This window comes from Bacillus sp. NEAU-CP5 (assembly GCF_026420705.1).
Taxonomy (GTDB): domain Bacteria; phylum Bacillota; class Bacilli; order Bacillales; family Bacillaceae; genus Bacillus; species Bacillus velezensis.
The window spans coordinates 268,316-285,853 of the sequence record NZ_JAPMOV010000002.1 but is presented as its reverse complement, the minus strand read 5'-3'; the positions used below and the strand labels follow the sequence as shown (position 1 = coordinate 285,853).

At 46.7% G+C, this 17,538-nt stretch carries 23 protein-coding genes and 1 riboswitch; of the genes, 20 read left to right on the top strand and 3 right to left on the bottom strand.

The features are described from left to right. The first annotated feature begins 8 nt into the window (after positions 1-8). From sigF to lysA, 9 genes are all read left to right on the top strand, one after another. The gene (gene sigF, locus OTK50_RS06675) at positions 9-776 is read left to right on the top strand and encodes an RNA polymerase sporulation sigma factor SigF (protein WP_003153348.1); all 768 of its coding nucleotides are present in this window, start codon (positions 9-11) and stop codon (positions 774-776) included. 126 nt (positions 777-902) lie between these two features. Next, on the top strand, positions 903-1,523 hold the full coding sequence (locus OTK50_RS06670) for a stage V sporulation protein AA (RefSeq protein ID WP_007409412.1): 621 nt from the start codon (positions 903-905) through the stop codon (positions 1,521-1,523). Continuing rightward, positions 1,513-1,938, top strand: coding sequence for a stage V sporulation protein AB (locus tag OTK50_RS06665; RefSeq protein ID WP_029326122.1), 426 nt, complete (start codon positions 1,513-1,515; stop codon positions 1,936-1,938). The genes OTK50_RS06670 and OTK50_RS06665 overlap by 11 nt, the downstream gene beginning before the upstream one ends. Positions 1,939-1,950: 12 nt before the next feature. Then, positions 1,951-2,403, top strand: a complete 453-nt coding sequence (gene spoVAC / locus OTK50_RS06660) for a stage V sporulation protein AC (protein WP_007612334.1) — start codon at positions 1,951-1,953, stop codon at positions 2,401-2,403. 11 nt (positions 2,404-2,414) lie between these two features. Then, the gene (gene spoVAD / locus OTK50_RS06655) at positions 2,415-3,431 is read left to right on the top strand and encodes a stage V sporulation protein AD (protein ID WP_044802121.1); all 1,017 of its coding nucleotides are present in this window, start codon (positions 2,415-2,417) and stop codon (positions 3,429-3,431) included. Next, positions 3,432-3,782 (top strand): stage V sporulation protein AE, encoded by a 351-nt coding sequence (gene spoVAE, locus OTK50_RS06650; RefSeq protein ID WP_007409415.1) that lies wholly within the window; start codon positions 3,432-3,434, stop codon positions 3,780-3,782. Between the two features lie 3 nt (positions 3,783-3,785). After that, positions 3,786-4,403, top strand: a complete 618-nt coding sequence (locus OTK50_RS06645; protein WP_130570843.1) for a stage V sporulation protein AE — start codon at positions 3,786-3,788, stop codon at positions 4,401-4,403. Then, entirely contained in the window at positions 4,348-5,829 is a 1,482-nt protein-coding gene (locus tag OTK50_RS06640) for a spore germination protein (protein ID WP_224223645.1), read from the top strand. The genes OTK50_RS06645 and OTK50_RS06640 overlap by 56 nt, the downstream gene beginning before the upstream one ends. 124 nt (positions 5,830-5,953) lie before the next feature. Next, positions 5,954-7,273 (top strand): diaminopimelate decarboxylase, encoded by a 1,320-nt coding sequence (lysA, locus tag OTK50_RS06635; RefSeq protein ID WP_130570845.1) that lies wholly within the window; start codon positions 5,954-5,956, stop codon positions 7,271-7,273. 44 nt (positions 7,274-7,317) lie between these two features. Here the strand turns inward: lysA and OTK50_RS06630 are convergent, their stop codons facing one another. After that, positions 7,318-8,217 carry a DUF1002 domain-containing protein gene (locus tag OTK50_RS06630; protein WP_082998695.1) on the bottom strand — a complete coding sequence of 300 codons (900 nt, stop codon included), beginning with the start codon at positions 8,215-8,217 and terminating at the stop codon, positions 7,318-7,320. A gap of 284 nt (positions 8,218-8,501) precedes the next feature. On the opposite strand from OTK50_RS06630, the gene OTK50_RS06625 reads away from it, so the two are divergent. From OTK50_RS06625 to ribT, 9 genes are all read left to right on the top strand, one after another. Continuing rightward, positions 8,502-8,933: a peptidylprolyl isomerase gene (locus OTK50_RS06625; protein WP_003153363.1), complete on the top strand. Its 432-nt coding sequence runs from the start codon at positions 8,502-8,504 to the stop codon at positions 8,931-8,933. Positions 8,934-9,082: 149 nt separating this feature from the next. After that, entirely contained in the window at positions 9,083-9,574 is a 492-nt protein-coding gene (locus tag OTK50_RS06620) for a CcdC protein domain-containing protein (RefSeq protein ID WP_015240128.1), read from the top strand. Positions 9,575-9,654: 80 nt separating this feature from the next. After that, positions 9,655-10,230 carry a signal peptidase I gene (gene lepB / locus OTK50_RS06615; protein ID WP_224223644.1) on the top strand — a complete coding sequence of 192 codons (576 nt, stop codon included), beginning with the start codon at positions 9,655-9,657 and terminating at the stop codon, positions 10,228-10,230. 248 nt (positions 10,231-10,478) lie between these two features. Then, positions 10,479-10,823, top strand: a complete 345-nt coding sequence (locus OTK50_RS06610) for a hypothetical protein (RefSeq protein WP_007409423.1) — start codon at positions 10,479-10,481, stop codon at positions 10,821-10,823. Between the two features lie 119 nt (positions 10,824-10,942). Further along, positions 10,943-11,089, top strand: a riboswitch (FMN riboswitch). 131 nt (positions 11,090-11,220) lie between these two features. After that, positions 11,221-12,336: a bifunctional diaminohydroxyphosphoribosylaminopyrimidine deaminase/5-amino-6-(5-phosphoribosylamino)uracil reductase RibD gene (gene ribD / locus OTK50_RS06605; protein ID WP_105937563.1), complete on the top strand. Its 1,116-nt coding sequence runs from the start codon at positions 11,221-11,223 to the stop codon at positions 12,334-12,336. Beyond that, on the top strand, positions 12,317-12,964 hold the full coding sequence (gene ribE / locus OTK50_RS06600) for a riboflavin synthase (protein ID WP_007409425.1): 648 nt from the start codon (positions 12,317-12,319) through the stop codon (positions 12,962-12,964). Before ribD ends, ribE (OTK50_RS06600) begins: the two co-directional genes overlap by 20 nt. A gap of 14 nt (positions 12,965-12,978) precedes the next feature. Continuing rightward, the gene (locus OTK50_RS06595; protein ID WP_007612309.1) at positions 12,979-14,175 is read left to right on the top strand and encodes a bifunctional 3,4-dihydroxy-2-butanone-4-phosphate synthase/GTP cyclohydrolase II; all 1,197 of its coding nucleotides are present in this window, start codon (positions 12,979-12,981) and stop codon (positions 14,173-14,175) included. A gap of 32 nt (positions 14,176-14,207) precedes the next feature. After that, positions 14,208-14,672 carry a 6,7-dimethyl-8-ribityllumazine synthase gene (gene ribE, locus OTK50_RS06590; RefSeq protein WP_003153372.1) on the top strand — a complete coding sequence of 155 codons (465 nt, stop codon included), beginning with the start codon at positions 14,208-14,210 and terminating at the stop codon, positions 14,670-14,672. Between the two features lie 116 nt (positions 14,673-14,788). Then, complete coding sequence (ribT, locus tag OTK50_RS06585) at positions 14,789-15,163, top strand: GNAT family N-acetyltransferase RibT (RefSeq protein ID WP_015240122.1); 375 nt, start codon at positions 14,789-14,791, stop codon at positions 15,161-15,163. 65 nt (positions 15,164-15,228) lie between these two features. Here the strand turns inward: ribT and OTK50_RS06580 are convergent, their stop codons facing one another. Next, complete coding sequence (locus OTK50_RS06580) at positions 15,229-15,750, bottom strand: DUF309 domain-containing protein (protein ID WP_003153375.1); 522 nt, start codon at positions 15,748-15,750, stop codon at positions 15,229-15,231. A gap of 87 nt (positions 15,751-15,837) precedes the next feature. Then, a complete protein-coding gene (locus OTK50_RS06575) occupies positions 15,838-15,927 on the bottom strand; it encodes a YjcZ family sporulation protein (protein WP_003153376.1) in 90 nt (29 codons plus the stop codon). A gap of 207 nt (positions 15,928-16,134) precedes the next feature. Between OTK50_RS06575 and OTK50_RS06570 the strand changes: the two genes are divergently transcribed. Together OTK50_RS06570 and scpB are read left to right on the top strand one after the other, a co-directional pair. Continuing rightward, a complete protein-coding gene (locus OTK50_RS06570; protein ID WP_007409427.1) occupies positions 16,135-16,890 on the top strand; it encodes a segregation/condensation protein A in 756 nt (251 codons plus the stop codon). Continuing rightward, on the top strand, positions 16,880-17,473 hold the full coding sequence (gene scpB / locus OTK50_RS06565; protein WP_007409428.1) for an SMC-Scp complex subunit ScpB: 594 nt from the start codon (positions 16,880-16,882) through the stop codon (positions 17,471-17,473). The genes OTK50_RS06570 and scpB overlap by 11 nt, the downstream gene beginning before the upstream one ends. Positions 17,474-17,538: the final 65 nt, after the last annotated feature.

The window sequence follows — 17,538 nt, the reverse complement described above, 5'->3', positions numbered from 1 at the left end:
GATTTGTTATGGATGTGGAGGTTAAGAAAAACAGCAAAAACGCGCAGCTCAAGGACCATGAAGTCAAAGAATTAATCAAAAAGAGCCAAGAGGGCGACCAGCAGGCAAGAGACCTCCTCATAGAAAAAAACATGCGTCTTGTGTGGTCCGTCGTTCAAAGGTTCTTAAACAGAGGCTATGAGCCGGACGATCTGTTTCAGATCGGCTGTATCGGATTGTTAAAATCCGTTGATAAATTCGATTTGTCCTATGATGTCCGTTTTTCAACTTATGCCGTGCCGATGATTATCGGAGAAATCCAGCGCTTCATCCGCGATGACGGAACCGTCAAAGTATCAAGGTCTTTAAAAGAGCTCGGCAATAAAATACGCCGGGCGAAAGATGAACTGTCAAAAACATACGGAAGAGTGCCGACCGTCCAGGAAATCGCGGATCATTTAGAAATTGATGCGGAGGATGTGGTGCTTGCGCAGGAAGCGGTGCGGGCGCCTTCATCCATTCATGAGACCGTGTATGAAAATGACGGAGACCCGATCACCCTGCTTGATCAGATCGCCGATCATTCAGAAGAGAAGTGGTTTGACAAAATCGCTCTCAAGGAAGCGATCAGTGATTTGGAAGAACGGGAAAAACTCATTGTCTATCTGAGATATTATAAAGATCAGACACAGTCGGAAGTAGCCGAACGGCTCGGGATTTCCCAAGTCCAGGTATCGAGGCTGGAGAAAAAAATATTAAAGCAGATTAAAGTGCAGATGGATCATACGGAAAGCTGACCTTTTACGGGCCGGCTTTTTTTATTTGTGCATCGGTGGTAATTTATGGTCTTTTGCCGCTGATGAATGAGAACAAAAGTGAACCACATACTACATATATAACCACCCGAAAGATGGTGATGCAAGATGGAAAGACGAATATTTCTCAGACTTCGCCACCGCGTGAAGGCTCATACCGGAGATATCATCACAATCGGCGACGCCGCGCAGATCGCGGGACAGCAAAAGCTGAAAAAAAAACTGTCGGCACTGCCGCTGTATAAGGTCACGAAAAAAGACAAAAATATCGTCGTGCTGGACATCATAAAAGTGCTGAAAACCATTCATACCGCTTTTCCCGCGCTTGATGTACAGACCGTCGGCGGCGCTGAAACGATAGTGGAAATCCATTACCAAAAAAAGCAGCTGTCAGCCGTTTTATTCGTCGGTGTCTGGCTCCTGCTTTTTATCGGTTCATGTCTTGCCATTATGAATTTTCATGAAGATGTCAGTATGAGAGAAGTTCATATCGCCTTATATGAAATCATAACGGGCGAACGGAATGAATATCCGTATCTGCTTCAGATTCCATACAGCATCGGCCTCGGTCTCGGTATGATCGTCTTTTTTAATCACATCTTCAAAAAACGCCTGAATGAAGAGCCAAGCCCGCTGGAAGTCGAGATGTTTAATTATCAGCTTGATCTCGATCACTATGTCGCAATGCACGAAAATGAAGAGACGATGAAAGATCTGCATGATCGTTAGCATTCTTTTCGTTATATTTGTCGGGCTTGGCGGAGGGCTGACCGTGGGTGCGGGCTTTGTGGCTTTTTTAACCGTTATGGGAATCGTCCCCCGCCTTATGCAGCTGACAAAAACAATGCGCTTTGTACAGGCCTACGAAGGAGCTGTTATTTCAGGAGCTGTGTTCGGCGGCTGGGAAACCTTAAATATGAATCATTTTTTTTTATCTGAATGGCTGGCCGTTCCGGTCGGGCTTTTGGCCGGCATGTTTGTCGGCATGCTGGCCGCCGCGCTTACAGAAGTGCTGAATGTGCTTCCCATTCTTGCCAAACGGATCGGCTTCGGCAGCAAAATCATCATATTGCTGATGGCCATTGTGTTCGGCAAAATAGCCGGCTCTTTATTTCATTGGCTGTATTTTATCCATCATTCATAAGGAGGAAACGACGTGACAAACTTAAAAGAAAATTACAAAACAAAAGTGAAAGACTATCAGCCGAAACCGCCATATGTTTGGAATTGCGTCAAAGCCTTTCTGATCGGCGGTTTGATCTGTCTGATCGGGCAGGCTCTTCAAGACTTTTACATCCACTTTTTTAATTTCAATGAAAAAACAGCGGGCAACCCGACGTCCGCCACTCTTATTTTAATTTCCGCCCTTTTGACCGGATTCGGTATTTATGACAGACTCGGGCAGTTTGCCGGAGCGGGTTCAGCCGTGCCGGTGACGGGTTTTGCAAACAGTATGACAAGCGCCGCTCTGGAACACAGAAGTGAAGGACTCGTGCTCGGGGTAGCGACAAACATGTTTAAATTGGCGGGAAACGTCATTGTATTCGGCGTCGTGGCAGCCTATATCGTAGGTCTGATACGGTTTGCTTGTGAAAAACTGTTTTCGTAGGAGGAGAAAAAATGAAATTGACCGGAAAGCAAACCTGGGTATTTGAAAACCCGTTATTTGTAAATTCGGCGGGGACGGCCGCCGGACCGAAAGAAAAAGACGGCCCGCTCGGTTCGCTGTTTGATAAGACATACGATGAAATGCACTGCAATCAGAAAAACTGGGAAATGGCGGAACGTCAGTTAATGGAAGATGCCATCAACTCCGCTTTGCAAAAACAGAATTTGAAAAAGAGCGATATTGATTTGTTACTCGCGGGGGACCTTTTAAATCAAAATGTGACCGCCAACTACGTCGCCAGACATCTGAAAATTCCGTTCCTCTGTCTGTTCGGCGCCTGTTCGACTTCAATGGAAACGATTGCCGTCGCATCCGCGCTCATTGACGGCGGTTTTGCGAACCGGGCGATCGCAGCCACGAGCAGCCATAACGCGACGGCAGAACGGCAATTCCGCAATCCGACGGAGTATGGCGGGCAAAAACCGGATACCGCCACTTCAACGGTCACGGGGGGCGGGGCGGTCATCATCAGCCAAAACCCTTCTGATATCAAGATTACAAGCGCAACAGTGGGAAAAGTAAGCGACCTCGGAATAACAGATCCGTTCGATATGGGATCCGCCATGGCGCCCGCTGCCGCCGACACAATCAAACAGCACCTGCAGGACTTAAACCGCACGGCGGATGATTATGATCTGATTTTAACGGGTGACCTTTCAGGCGTCGGATCGCCGATCGTGAAAGATTTGCTCAAAGAAGAAGGCTATCCTGTGGGAACGAAACACGATGACTGCGGTCTTCTCATCTATACGCCGGACCAGCAGGTGTTTGCGGGCGGAAGCGGCTGCGCCTGCTCTGCGCTTGTTACGTACACACATATTTTTAATCAATTAAAAGCAGGGACTCTAAACAGGGTACTCGTTGTCGCGACAGGAGCGCTTTTAAGTCCGACAATGATCCAGCAGAAGGAAACCATTCCGACCATCGCGCACGGTGTGGTATTTGAGCGGGCGGGAGGTGCATCATAAATGGAATATCTGTTGGCTTTTGTTTGCGGGGGAATCATATGCATTATCGGTCAGCTGCTGCTTGACATTTTTAAACTGACACCCGCCCATGTGATGACAACTTTTGTCGTCATCGGCGCCTTGTTAGATGGGTTCGGAATATATGACAAATTTATCGAATTCGCGGGTGCGGGCGCGACGGTTCCCATCGTCAGCTTCGGTCACAGCTTATTGCACGGCGCCATGCATCAAGCTCACGAGCATGGATTTATCGGGATCGCCATGGGGATTTTTGAACTTACTTCCGCCGGTATATCTTCAGCGATTTTATTCGCATTTCTTGTAGCCGTTATTTTTAAACCGAAAGGATAATGTCTGATGACGAAACGGAAGGTCATTCTTGTGACAGACGGGGACGTATACGCCGCCAAAACAATTGAATATGCCGCGGAAAAAGCAGGCGGTCGGTGTATTTCCCAATCAAAGGGCAATCCGTCAACGAGAAGCGGGCCCGAACTTGTTCAGCTGATTAAAGCCGCGCCGAATGACCCGGTGTTTGTCATGTTTGACGATTCAGGCCTGCAAGGGGAAGGGCCGGGCGAAACGGCGCTGAAATATGTCGCCTCACATCAGGACGTTGAAGTGCTGGGGGTGATTGCGGTCGCTTCTAAGACCCATCAGGCTGAATGGACGAAAGTCGATGTCTCCATTGACCGTGATGGAGAAGTGACGGAGTTTGGCGTCGATAAAACCGGAATGAGAGAAATGGACGAGCACAGAATGAACGGAGATACGGTGTATTGTCTGGATAAATTGGACGTTCCCCTCATTGTGGGCATCGGCGACATAGGAAAGATGGGGAGAAAAGATGACATATCCAAAGGCTCGCCGATCACGATGAAGGCGGTCGAATTCATTTTAGAAAGGAGCGAAAGCCATGCCGGAAAAACCGGAAAACATGATCAAGGTGTACCGGGATCCTGGAAAAAATGAACAATTTTTTAAAGACCGCGTCGGTATGGGAACGAGCTATGATGTCGGCGTCCGCAAAGTTCGAGTATTAGACCGGGAAGTTCAGATTTACTTTGTCAACGGATTAACCGATACTTTGTTTATCGTTCATTTAATGGAACAGCTCGTCGACATCAATAATTATGACGAGAATGCGGATGAAGCGATTGACGTTGTTGAAAACAGGCTTGTCAATCAGCAGGTCCAAAAAGTCAAAACGCTCGACGAAGTAACGGATCAGGTGCTTTCCGGACTTATCGCCGTTATCGTTGAAGACGCGGGCTTCGCCTTTATCGTTGACGTCAGAAGTTACCCCGGACGCACACCTGAAGAACCGGATACGGAAAAGGTCGTCCGCGGAGCAAGAGACGGTTTTATCGAAAATATCGTCATTAATACAGCATTGATAAGAAGACGAATCAGGGACGAAAGGCTCCGCGTCAAAATTACGAAAGTCGGCGAGCGCTCTAAGACCGATCTTGCCATTGTGTATATAGAGGACATCGCGGATCCGGACCTTGTCAGCATCGTCGAAAACGAAGTGAATGCGATTGACATTGACGGATTGACGATGGCTGATAAAACGGTGGAAGAATTCATCGTCAAACAGGGCTACAACCCGTTTCCGATGGTCAGATACACGGAGCGGCCGGATGTGGCCGCCAATCACATTTTGGAAGGGCACGTCATCATCGTCGTTGATACGTCACCGAGCGTGATCATAACGCCGACAACGATTTTTCACCATGTTCAGCATGCGGAAGAATACAGGCAGGCGCCTTCAGTGGGAACATTTTTAAGATGGATCAGGTTCTTCGGTATTATCGCTTCAACGGTCCTGCTTCCGATCTGGTTCCTCTTTGTTCTTGAACCGTCTCTTCTGCCTGAAAGATTGGATTTTATCGGTTTAAATAAAAATACGCATATCCCGATCATTCTGCAAATCTTTTTGGCCGATTTGGGGATTGAGTTTCTCAGGATGGCCGCGATCCATACGCCGACCGCTTTATCCACCGCCATGGGTCTGATTGCGGCGGTGCTGATCGGTCAAATCGCCATAGCGGTGGGGCTGTTTTCAGCAGAAGTGATTCTGTACGTATCGATCGCCGCCATCGGATCATTTACCACGCCGAGCTATGAGCTCAGTCTCGCCAATAAAATGATACGCCTCATCTTAATGGTTCTCGTGGCCATTTTCCAAGTGAAAGGCTTTGTGATAGGCTTTACATTGCTGCTGATCATAATGGCGAATATCCGCTCGTTTCACACGCCGTATTTATGGCCGTTTTTACCGTTTAACGGCAAGGCGCTGTGGCAGGTGCTCGTCCGGACGACAGTGCCGGGAGCCAAAGTCAGGCCGAGCATTGTTCACCCGAAAGACCGTCAAAGGCAGCCAAGCGGTTCATAATCGCATTGAAACCGACAGAAGATTATGATATTGTATGTCTTAACTTATACGGGACTTGTATAAGGACAGCTCAAAAGAAGCTGTCCTTTTCACCCATATGCGGATCAGAAAGAGGGAATGAGCATTGTTCTTACATGGCACAAGCAGACAAAACAAACTAGGTCATTTGGAAATCGGAGGTGTGGACGCGCTGTATTTAGCGGAGCATTACGGCACGCCTCTTTATGTTTACGATGTGGCTTTAATACGTGAGCGCGCTAAAAGCTTTAAACAGGCATTCATTGACGCGGATTTAAAGGCGCAGGTCGCGTACGCGAGCAAGGCGTTTTCTTCCGTTGCGATGATACAGCTCGCTGAGCAGGAGGGGCTCTCATTGGACGTTGTATCCGGCGGAGAGCTGTTTACGGCGGTTGCGGCTGGTTTTCCGGCTGACAGGATTCACTTTCACGGCAATAACAAAAGCGAAGAAGAGTTGAAAATGGCGCTCGATCATCAAATCGGCTGCATCGTCGTTGATAATTTTCATGAAATATCCTTGCTTGCGGAACTGTGCCGCAAATCAGGGCGCACAATGGATGTGCTTCTGCGCATCACTCCGGGGGTAGAGGCGCATACGCATGATTATATTACGACGGGACAGGAAGATTCCAAATTCGGTTTTGATCTGCATAACGGGCAAATAGAAAAGGCGATTGAACAAGTATTACAGTCAGACCATATCCGCCTTCTCGGTGTTCACTGCCACATCGGATCACAAATTTTTGATACGGCGGGCTTTGTGCTGGCCGCAGAAAAAATCTTCGCAAAACTGAATGAATGGAGAGAATCATTCGGCTTTGTCTCTGAAGTGCTGAATTTAGGGGGCGGCTTTGGCATCCGCTACACGGAGGAGGATGAACCTCTTCATCCCGCCGTTTATGTGGAAAAAATTATCGAAGCGGTAAAAGAAAACGCAGCGCTGCACGCTTTTGACATTCCGGAAATTTGGATTGAACCGGGACGCTCGCTCGTCGGAGACGCCGGAACGACGCTTTATACCATCGGTTCGCAAAAAGAAGTGCCCGGCATCCGTAAATATGCAGCGGTTGACGGGGGCATGAGCGATAATATCCGTCCTGCGCTGTATCAGGCGAAATATGAAGCCGTATCGGCAAACAGAATCGGAGAACACCACGACAAAACGGTATCCATCGCGGGTAAGTGCTGTGAAAGCGGTGATATGCTCATTTGGGATATAGATCTTCCGGAAGTGAAAGAAGGCGATCTTCTCGCCGTTTTCTGCACGGGAGCGTACGGATACAGCATGGCTAACAACTACAACCGCATTCCGCGTCCCGCCGTCGTTTTTGTGGAAGACGGCGAAGCGCATCTTGTCATTAGAAGGGAAACTTATGAAGACATTGTAAAACTGGATCTGCCGTTTAAGACGGGGGTCAAACAATAAATAAAAAAGAGACCGGAACAATGGCGTCCGGTCTCTTTTTGCATTCAGCTGTTAGAACTTGATCCGCTGTCTCCTGTAAATACAGACACGATCGCATTCCAAATCGAAGCGAAGAAATCAATGACTTTTTGAACAAAGCTTTTGCCTTCATCGGATTGAATGAACTTCGTGATTTTGTCTTTTGCCTTATCGAGCTGGCTGCCGACTTGGCCCCAATCAATCTTGGCATTTTTCATTTTATTAAACAATGAAACGAGCTGGTCTTTTTGAGCGTCAGTCAGTGTAATGTTAAGGGTTGAAGCCGCATCATCGACCTTTTTCTCGATTCCTTCTTTTGTATCGGGCACACCGTTTTTCGCGAAATCATCTTTAATGTTTGCGATGAGCGCGGAGGCGTTTTTATCCCCGATTTTATCCCCGAGATCTGATGTCGTAACAAGCTCTTGGTTGGCGACCTGTTTTACATCTTCTGAAATCGCTTTGTCTGATGAGACTTCATATGCCTTGATGATTCCCGTTAATGCTGCGGTGCCTGATACCTCAAACGGCGCCGTCACGTATACTTTCGCATCTTTCACTCCTGCTGTCATCAGGGCGTTTAAGTACATTTCATCCGTGATGGAATCGATATTATGGGTCTTAACGTCAAGACCGGACCCTTTCTTTGCCACCGTGATGGATGATGAAGAGATGGCTCTTGTGCCGATTTGGGCATTCGATATATATTTTCCCAGATATTCATGTTCTTCTTTATTCGTGACCGTCACTTTTGTCGCGTTATCAGGGACATTTAATTCGTCAAGCACTTTCTGACGGTTTTCGTTTGACAGATCCGCCCCCAGTGTGACGATGACATCTCCGACTGCGGCATCGGCCAGGCTGATTTTCGGTATTGTGCACAATACAACGGCCGCCGCCAGCAATCCAATCCACATTTTTTTCAAAGCGGTTAACCTCCTTCTTTTCACAAATGCCGTTTTGAAGCGGTTTGTGAGGGCCTGCGTGAAGCAGTTCCGATACATAGACGGCTGTGAAGCTGTTCTGGTTTCATTTTCTTTCTGCGGAAGCGGGGAGATTCGTTTTCCGGCTGAAGGTGTGGTATAATAGCCGCGAAAAGAAGAGCAGAGGCCTCTTCCTTCAAAAGAATATCAAAAAGAAAGCCGGCTTACAATTGAAATTCATATTGAAGAAGGCTTTGACAAAAAACAATACGGAAGTAGGAATGAGAATGAAAACTGGTTACATCGAAATGGAAAACGGCAGCAGAATCGAATTTGAACTTTATCCGAATGAAGCGCCTAATACAGTCGCTAACTTTGAAAACCTGGCGAATACGGGCTTTTATGACGGCGTTATTTTCCACCGCGTGATTCCGGGCTTTGTCAGCCAAGGCGGAGATCCGACTGGGACAGGCATGGGCGGAAGCGGAAAAACGATCAAATGTGAAACAGAAGGCAATCCGCATAAGCACGAAGCCGGTTCTTTATCAATGGCGCATGCCGGTAAAGACACGGGTTCAAGCCAATTCTTCATCGTACATGAGCCGCAGCCGCATTTAAACGGCGTTCATACTGTATTCGGAAAAGTGACAAGCGGTTTAGAGCATGCGAAAAACATGTCTAACGGAGACAAAATGAAAGAAATCCGTGTAGAAGGATAATGACGGAAAACCCGCCTTTTTCAGGCGGGTTTTTTTATGTATATGAAAATTCTCATGTGTAAATCATGAAAAAATACATATATGAACGATAGCAGTTCCTCTGGTATAGTGAAAAAGACCGATTACAACAATGAAAAGAGGTAGAAACGTTGGTTCAATTGGCAACCGTTTTATTTGTCATCATTATTCTCGCACTTATTATTTGGTTCAGGGTGAAAAAGGGAAACAGGCCGATTAAAGGCGGCGGCTTCGGCATCATTCTCCCGCTTTTGATTATCGCCGTCATTTTTACATTCAGCATCAGCCAGCTCATGAATATCCCGGGAAAGCCGTTTCATTTTCCCGCTCTTTGGGAGCTCGCCATCGCCGGACTGTTAGGCGCGGTATTCGGTGTCATCATGCTGTCGCAAACCGCCTATGAAATCCGGGAAGACGGCTTTGTTTACTCCAAGCGGAATAAAAACTTTAAATATGTCATTATCGCGATTATTGCGATCCGTATCGTGCTCAGCCAATATTTCAAAAACATTGACGCGGCGGAATTCGCCGTTTTAACGATGGAACTTGCTTTTGTGTATTTGTGCATTTGGCGGATCGGAAGCTTCGTGAAATACCGTAAAATCAGCAGATCCGGCTTATAAAATGAAAAAAATGGATGAGGTGCGGGGCTTATTTGCCCTCTGTGCAGGGATTCATGGTAAAATAAAAACGACCATGGCTAATGGGAGGAAATCACTTGAAATCAGAAAAAGAAAAAACTTCTAAAAAAAGCGCCGTACTTGATTGGGCGAAAGCCATTATCATCGCTGTCGTTCTGGCACTGCTCATCCGAAACTTTTTATTTGCCCCTTATCTCGTTGATGGAAGATCAATGGATCCGACGCTGCATGACCGCGAGAGAATCTTTGTCAATATGACGGTCAAATACATAAGCGACTTCAAACGCGACCAGATCGTCGTTCTGAACGGAGAAAATGAGCACTATGTCAAACGGATTATCGGACTCCCCGGCGACACGGTGCAAATGAAAAACGATCAGCTGTACATCAACGGCAAAAAAGTGTCCGAACCGTATTTAGCGGCAAACAAGCACAAGGCGAAGCAAGGCGGCTATGACCGGCTGACAGAAGACTTCGGCCCGGTGAAGGTGCCGGACGACAAATATTTCGTCATGGGTGATAACCGCAGAGAATCTATGGACAGCCGCAACGGCCTCGGTCTTTTTACGAAAAAACAAATAGCGGGCACATCAAAATTCGTCTTCTTCCCGTTTAACGAAATTCGCAAGACGAAATAAACCGTACAGGCAGTTTTCTTCATGAGGAAAACTGCTTTTTTTATATAAATTTATCTTTCCACCCTCAAAAACAGAACATAAATTCGTATATCTATTTAATAGATAGAAAGTTTTACAGATACATGAAACATCTTCCCTTTATGAAACGTTATATGAATAACTCACGCAGGGAAGAACGGTTTTCTATTCATGAACAAAAGGAATATGACATAGTAATGAATAGATTGATACGGGCTGGAGGTAGAAAAATGGGAAGAATTAAAACAAAAGCAGCCATTTTACTTGTACTGCTGCTGTTATTAGCGGGCGGTTATATGGTCATAAACGATATTGAACTGAAAGACGTGCCGACTGCAATCGGACAAACCCTGTCCCAGGAAAAAGAAGAATATACAGTCAAAACATATAAAATTACGAAAATCGAAGGAACTGAGTACCACGGTACGGCAGAAAACGGCACAAAAATTATTTTTAACGGCGACAAGCTGAAGCAGGATCTCTCCGATGTGAAAAAGGGAGATAAGATTAAAGCGTATTTCAGCAAATCAAACCGGATTGACGGCTTATTGAAGGTCGTCAAAGTGAACGAATAAATAAAGGCGCCTTTTATGGGAAAAGGGCGCTTTTTATTTTTCTGAATAATTAGGTGCAAATTCATTGCGCCTGCCGCAAAGGATGTTATAATAGCGGATAAGGACAAAAAAATATTGATTGTATCCTTCGGGGCTGGGTGAAAATCCCGACCGGCGGTAATAAGGCGCTTTGCGCTTTACAGCCCGTGACCCGTATGCATCTGTATACGGTGGATTCAGTGAAAAGCTGAAGCCGACAGTGAAAGTCTGGATGGGAGAAGGATGAGAGAAGCTATGCAAAAAATAAACTTACTGTATAGTCTTATTTCCTATGGATTAAAACTGGCAAAGCCCCGAACTGTGTAAACATTCGGGGCTTTTTTGACGCCAAATTGCGTGGAAGAAGGGAGGGATAACGATGGAAGAATATTATATGAATACGGCAATAGAACTTGCCAGACGCGGTGAAGGACAGACACAGTCCAATCCTCTTGTCGGCGCTGTCGTCGTCAAAAACGAACAGATCGTCGGAATGGGCGCCCATTTGCAATACGGAGAAGCGCATGCCGAGGTTCACGCGATTAATATGGCCGGCAGACACGCAAAAGGCGCCGATTTGTATGTGACGCTGGAGCCTTGCAGCCATTACGGAAAAACACCGCCATGCGCCGAACTGATAATAAAGTCGGGGATAAAAAGGGTGTTCATCGCTGTAAAAGATCCGAATCCGCTTGTAGCCGGAAAAGGCATCGGAATGCTGGAAGCAGCGGGCATCGAAGTGAAAACCGGACTTCTCAGGCAGCAGGCAGAAGAGCTGAATAAAATGTTTCTTCACTTCATGCGGACCGGACTTCCGTATGTCACCTTGAAAGCGGCCGCGAGCCTTGACGGGAAAACAGCGACTGAAACCGGTGACAGCAAATGGATTACATCAGAGGCGGCAAGGCTTGATGCCCAGCAATACAGGAAATCGCATCAAAGCATTCTTGTCGGAGCAGGCACAGTCAAAGCTGATAATCCGAGCCTGACCTGCAGGCTTCCCGATGCGGTGAAGCAGCCGGTCAGAGTGATTCTCGATACAAAGCTGACCATTCCTGAAACGGCAAATGTGCTCACTGACGGCGCTGCGCCGACATGGATATTTACGGCCAAAGGTGCAGACGTGCAAAAGAAAGACCGGCTGACCGCACTCGGAATAAAAGTTATTCCGCTGGAAACAGACCGCATTCACGTCCCTGAGGTGCTCAGCATTCTTGCTGAAAACGGCATAATGTCCGTTTATGTGGAAGGCGGAGCATCCGTACACGGAAGTTTTGTCAAGGAAGGCTGTTTCCAAGAGCTTCATTTCTATTTCGCCCCTAAATTAATCGGAGGAACGCTTGCTCCCAGCTTGATCTCCGGTGAAGGTTTTCAATCAATGAAAGATGTCCCCCATTTACAATTCACACAAATCACCCAAATCGGGCCGGATATAAAACTGACGGCCATACCTAAAGATGGAAAGGATGGTGACGATGTTTACAGGAATCGTTGAAGAAACAGGCACGATCCAAGCAATCAAAAAGACAGGCCTTTCCATGGCATTAACCATCGCCGCTTCAAAAGTGACAAGTGATGTGAAACTTGGCGACAGCATTGCGGTAAACGGCATCTGCCTGACCGTAACCGGATTTTCTGACAATCAATTTACGGTTGATGTCATGCCGGAAACAGTGAAAGCCACTTCGCTGAACGGCTTGTCAAAAGGCAGTAAAGTAAACCTGGAAAGAGCGATGTCCGCCAACGGACGGTTCGGCGGCCACTTTGTATCAGGGCATGTGGACGGAACGGCGGAAATTACGCGGATCGAGAAAAAAAGCAACGCGGTCTATTACGATTTAAAACTTTCGCCGGAATTGACAAAAACGCTCGTATTGAAAGGTTCAATTACGGTAGACGGCGTGAGCCTGACGATTTTCGGTTTATCAGACGAAAGCGTAACGGTATCCATCATTCCGCATACCATCTCAGAAACGATTTTTCAGACGAAAACAGTCGGATCGACCGTAAATATTGAGTGTGACATGATCGGCAAATACTTATACCGCTTTTTGCACAAAACAGAACAAACGAAAAGCAATCAAACTATCACGGAAGCCTTTTTAAGCGAGAACGGCTTTTAGAAAGGAAGATCGATATGTTTCATCCGATAGAAGAGGCGTTAGAGGCGCTGAAAAAAGGTGAAGTCATCATTGTTGTCGATGATGAAGACAGAGAAAACGAAGGAGATTTCGTAGCGCTAGCTGAGCATGCCACGCCGGAAGTGGTTAATTTTATGGCGACCCATGGGAGAGGCCTGATCTGCACGCCGCTGTCTGAAGACATCGCCGGCCGGCTGGATCTTCACCCGATGGTTGATCATAATACGGACTCACATGAGACCGCGTTTACGGTCAGTATTGACCACAGGCTGACAAAAACGGGCATCAGCGCGCAGGAACGATCCTTTACCATTCAGGCGCTGTTGAACGAAGAATCTGTGTCTGACGATTTTCAGCGTCCGGGCCACATTTTCCCCTTAATCGCAAAAAAAGGAGGCGTCCTGAAGCGGGCCGGCCATACGGAAGCAGCCGTTGATCTTGCAAAAGCCTGCGGATCTCAGGGAGCGGGCGTCATTTGTGAAATTATGAATGAAGACGGCACAATGGCCAGAGTGCCGGAGTTAGCCGAAATCGCCGAACGCCACCAGCTGAAAATGATTACGATAAAAGACTTAATAGAGTACCGTTACAACATTACGGCACTTGTGAACAGAGAAGTTGATATTACGCTGCCGACTGACTTCGGCACGTTTAGAGTTTACGGATATACAAACGAGGTTGACGGAAAAGAACATCTCGCCTTTGTCATGGGGGACGTCCCGTTTAACAGCGAACCCGTTCTTGTCAGAGTGCACTCAGAATGCCTGACGGGCGATGTGTTTGCATCCCATCGCTGTGATTGCGGACCTCAGCTTCATGCCGCGCTTGCGCAAATTGCTGAAGAAGGCCGCGGCGTTCTATTGTATTTGCGCCAGGAAGGCAGAGGAATCGGTTTAATCAATAAGCTGAAGGCGTACCGATTGCAGGAACAAGGGTATGACACGGTTGAAGCGAACGAAGCGCTCGGCTTTCTGCCTGATCTGCGCAACTACGGCATCGGCGCCCAGATTCTCCGCGACTTAGGGGTTCAGCATATGAAACTTTTAACCAATAACCCCCGGAAAATCGCCGGCCTTGAAGGATACGGTCTCAGCATTTCAGAACGGGTGCCGCTTCAAATGGAAGCGAGTGAGCATAACAAGCAATATTTACAGACCAAAATGAAAAAACTTGGACATCTGCTTCATTTCTAAAAACAAATCTCACAAAAAAGGATGGATAACATATGAATATCATACAAGGAAACCTAGTAGGAACAGGTCTTAAAATCGGAATCGTCGTCGGCAGATTTAATGAATTTATAACGAGCAAGCTGTTAAGCGGAGCGGAAGACACGTTGCTTCGCCACGGTGTAGAATCAAACGACATTGACGTCGCTTGGGTGCCGGGAGCGTTTGAAATCCCGTTTGCGGCAAAGAAAATGGCGGAAACGAAAAAATACGATGCCGTCATTACGCTCGGCACGGTTATCAGAGGAGCGACAACGCATTATGACTATGTCTGCAATGAAGCGGCAAAAGGCATTGCCCAGGCGGGAACGGCGACGGGCGTCCCGGTTATCTTCGGCATCGTGACGACTGAAACCATTGAGCAGGCCATCGAACGAGCCGGAACAAAAGCCGGAAATAAGGGAGCGGATTGCGCGGTATCTGCCATTGAAATGGCAAACTTAAACCGTTCATTTGAATAATTTGTTGAAAAGCGTTTAAAACAGCGGCGAAAATGATATAATGTGAGGAAACGGATCGCCTTTATGTATCCGTTTGATAGGACATGAATGGACATTTTGGATATAGAGGGGTTTTTATGTTAATTCGTTATAAAAAATCGTTTGAAAAGATTGCGATGGGTCTTCTGTCATTTATGCCGAATGAAAAAGATCTCAAGCAGCTTCAGCAGACAATAAAGGACTATGAAACGGATACTGGCCGCCAGCTCTTTCTTTGGAAAGAGGATGAAGATATCGTCGGAGCGATCGGAGTCGAAAAAAAGGACTCAGAAGTTGAAATCCGGCATATCAGCGTGAATCCTTCTTACCGCCATCAAGGAATCGGAAAGCAAATGATGGACGCCTTAAAACGTCTGTTCAAAACGGAGGCACTCGTTCCGAATGAATTAACGCAAAGCTTTTTTGAACGCTGTCAACATCAAAAAGATCAGGATATCTCATATAATAACTGACAAATGCTCCCGGAATCTTCACGGTTTCGGGAGCTGTTTTGATATAGAAAAAGCAGGGCTGACCGTCAGCCTCTGCTTTTTTTTCTTCTCTCAATTTCCCGTTCGCGTTCCTTAATGACATCCGTCCTGTCCCGCAGGCGGTGTTTATGAATAAGAAAGGTATCTGATACGCCGTCTTGCCCCCATGTATAGCCCTTTCGGCGGCATTCGGCAAGACATGCTTCTTTCAGGGCTTCATCTGTAATCGGCAGCATAACACTTCTGTAAGGCAGGCCCGCTTCTATATCGTCTGACAGCGTTTCTATCAGCTCAATCAGTTTCGGATGGCTGAGACCGAGAGAACAGACCGCCTGCTTTTCAGACCGCAGAATACGTAAGCTGTTGGCAATCAGCCGTTTCGCCCCGGCTTCATTTCCCCTGCGCTGGTGATACAGAGCGACGGCAAGCTGAATCAGGCCGACCCAATGAATGCTCCGCTTTTCAGCCGGGCTTTCTTTCCAATATTCCTCTAACAGTTCATGACACTCAAAATAATCTCTTGATGCGTGAAATTCGGCCAAAAAGCCGATATAAGCTTTAGGATACAAGCCGCTTCCTCCTTTTATGCTAAAACCAGTGTACCACAGCGCTATGAAAAGGAAAAAAGAGCGGCTTGGTGCCTGAAGCCTGAGGAACTAGCAGATGTAAGATGCTCCTACGACAACGAGCAAAATAAACAGAACGACAATTAATGCAAAACCTCCGCCGAAACAAGCTCCGCTCATGTGAAATCAGCCTCCCTTTGTTTCAAGTTTACACGGCTATCATATGTGCATCCACCTTTAAAGGTATAGGCGTATATCTTCTTTTTCAGTATTTTCTAAATAACGGAGGACGTATATAAAAGTATTGGACGAGAGCATTTCGGTGGATTATACTAAAGGGTAGCCAGTTTTTCCGGCAATGAGAGTGATATTGAAAATGGTGAGATAATGGTAGAATATCAAGTGAAAATTGATACGTTTGAAGGCCCATTGGACCTGCTGCTTCATCTGATTAACCGTCTTGAAATCGACATATACGACATACCCGTGGCAACCATTACTGAACAATATTTATTATATGTACATACAATGCAAGAGCTTGAACTTGATGTCGCCAGTGAATATCTGGTCATGGCGGCGACGCTTCTCAGCATTAAAAGCAGAATGCTGCTTCCGAAACAAGAGGAAGAGCTGTTTGAAGACGAAATGCTTGAAGAAGAAGACCCTCGGGACGAGCTGATTGAAAAGCTGATTGAGTATAGAAAGTATAAAACCGCTGCGAAGGATTTAAAAGAGCGGGAAGAAGAAAGACAAAAGTCATTTACAAAGCCGCCGAGTGATTTAAGTGAGTATGCAAAAGAAATCAAACAGACCGAGCAGAAACTGTCGGTGACCGTTTATGACATGATCGGCGCGTTTCAAAAGGTGCTTCAGCGTAAAAAAATCACGCGGCCGAAAGAAACGACCATTACAAGGCAGGAAATACCGATTGAAGACAGAATGAACGAAATCGTAAAAAGCTTAAAAACGGCGGGGAGAAGAATAAACTTCACAGAGCTTTTTCCTTCTCGGCAAAAGGACCATCTCGTCGTGACGTTTTTAGCAGTCCTGGAACTGATGAAAAATCAGCAGATTATCATTGAACAGGAAGAAAACTTTTCAGATATATACATTACGGGGAGTGAATCCATTCATGGCGCTTGATATCGTGAATTGGAAAGCGATTGTGGAAGCCCTGCTGTATGCGGCGGGTGATGAAGGGCTGACCAAAAAGCAATTGGTGACGGTGCTTGAAATAGAAGAAGCGGAACTGGCCGGAATCATGGAAGAAGTGGCCGCTCAGTACAAGGAAGACGACAGAGGCATCGAGCTTACCGAATATGCGGATACGTATATGCTTGGAACGAAAAAAGAATTCGTGCCTTATTTGAAAAAACTAATCGAAGTGCCGTCAAAAGGGCTGTCACAGGCTTCTTTGGAAGTGCTGGCGATCGTCTCGTACAAGCAGCCGATCACACGGGCGGAAATTGAAGATATCCGGGGCGTGAAGTCTGAACGGATTCTGCACAGCCTCGTGTCAAAAGCGCTGCTGTGTGAGGTGGGCCGCGCCGACGGTCCCGGCCGGGCGATTTTATACGGCACGACACCGGTATTTCTTGAACAATTCGGCTTAAAAACTTTGGAGGAGCTCCCGCCGCTTCCTGAAAATGCGGAGGAAGACGTTCTCCAGGAGGAAGCCGATTTATTCTTTGAAAACTTCAACCAAACTTTTGAGGATATTAAATAATAATCGTTTTTCATCATACGATAGTAGGGAAAGGCCATTGATGAATGACGCAAATGACGACGTAC

Excerpts from the sequence above, each read along its gene's own strand:
- spoVAD (WP_044802121.1), top strand. The coding sequence starts at position 2,415 with ATGAAATTGACCGGAAAGCAAACCTGGGTATTTGAAAACCCGTTATTT.
- OTK50_RS06595 (WP_007612309.1), top strand. The coding sequence starts at position 12,979 with ATGTTTCATCCGATAGAAGAGGCGTTAGAGGCGCTGAAAAAAGGTGAA.
- OTK50_RS06625 (WP_003153363.1), top strand. The coding sequence starts at position 8,502 with ATGAAAACTGGTTACATCGAAATGGAAAACGGCAGCAGAATCGAATTT.
- scpB (WP_007409428.1), top strand. The coding sequence starts at position 16,880 with ATGGCGCTTGATATCGTGAATTGGAAAGCGATTGTGGAAGCCCTGCTG.
- OTK50_RS06575 (WP_003153376.1), bottom strand. The coding sequence starts at position 15,927 with ATGAGCGGAGCTTGTTTCGGCGGAGGTTTTGCATTAATTGTCGTTCTG.
- OTK50_RS06665 (WP_029326122.1), top strand. The coding sequence starts at position 1,513 with ATGATCGTTAGCATTCTTTTCGTTATATTTGTCGGGCTTGGCGGAGGG.
- OTK50_RS06640 (WP_224223645.1), top strand. The coding sequence starts at position 4,348 with ATGCCGGAAAAACCGGAAAACATGATCAAGGTGTACCGGGATCCTGGA.
- OTK50_RS06610 (WP_007409423.1), top strand. The coding sequence starts at position 10,479 with ATGGGAAGAATTAAAACAAAAGCAGCCATTTTACTTGTACTGCTGCTG.
- lepB (WP_224223644.1), top strand. The coding sequence starts at position 9,655 with ATGGGAGGAAATCACTTGAAATCAGAAAAAGAAAAAACTTCTAAAAAA.
- ribE (WP_003153372.1), top strand. The coding sequence starts at position 14,208 with ATGAATATCATACAAGGAAACCTAGTAGGAACAGGTCTTAAAATCGGA.
- ribT (WP_015240122.1), top strand. The coding sequence starts at position 14,789 with ATGTTAATTCGTTATAAAAAATCGTTTGAAAAGATTGCGATGGGTCTT.
- ribE (WP_007409425.1), top strand. The coding sequence starts at position 12,317 with ATGTTTACAGGAATCGTTGAAGAAACAGGCACGATCCAAGCAATCAAA.
- spoVAE (WP_007409415.1), top strand. The coding sequence starts at position 3,432 with ATGGAATATCTGTTGGCTTTTGTTTGCGGGGGAATCATATGCATTATC.
- sigF (WP_003153348.1), top strand. The coding sequence starts at position 9 with ATGGATGTGGAGGTTAAGAAAAACAGCAAAAACGCGCAGCTCAAGGAC.
- ribD (WP_105937563.1), top strand. The coding sequence starts at position 11,221 with ATGGAAGAATATTATATGAATACGGCAATAGAACTTGCCAGACGCGGT.
- OTK50_RS06570 (WP_007409427.1), top strand. The coding sequence starts at position 16,135 with ATGGTAGAATATCAAGTGAAAATTGATACGTTTGAAGGCCCATTGGAC.
- OTK50_RS06670 (WP_007409412.1), top strand. The coding sequence starts at position 903 with ATGGAAAGACGAATATTTCTCAGACTTCGCCACCGCGTGAAGGCTCAT.